Source organism: Enterococcus sp. C57, from assembly GCF_040887305.1.
GTDB lineage: Bacteria > Bacillota > Bacilli > Lactobacillales > Enterococcaceae > Enterococcus_B > Enterococcus_B hirae.
The window spans coordinates 1-222 of the sequence record NZ_JBFOFP010000042.1 but is presented as its reverse complement, the minus strand read 5'-3'; the positions used below and the strand labels follow the sequence as shown (position 1 = coordinate 222).

The 222-nt window shown below is 40.1% G+C and carries 1 rRNA gene; it reads left to right on the top strand.

Annotated elements, in window-relative coordinates:
* Nucleotides 1-150: 150 nt before the first annotated feature.
* A 16S ribosomal RNA gene (locus AB5M32_RS13730) occupies nucleotides 151-222 on the top strand; the annotation flags it as partial.

Genomic DNA, 222 nt, shown 5'->3' with positions numbered 1-222 from the left:
TTAATCAAGTAGACCTTTGAAAACTGAACAAAGCAAAGACAAACCAAATGTGTAGGGCGTCTTGATTGATTCAAGACAACAAACATTTTTAACAAGCAAGCAATATGCTAGCAAACAATTGAGCTTAACAATCGCAAGATTGTTCGAACTTTTTATGAGAGTTTGATCCTGGCTCAGGACGAACGCTGGCGGCGTGCCTAATACATGCAAGTCGAACGCTTC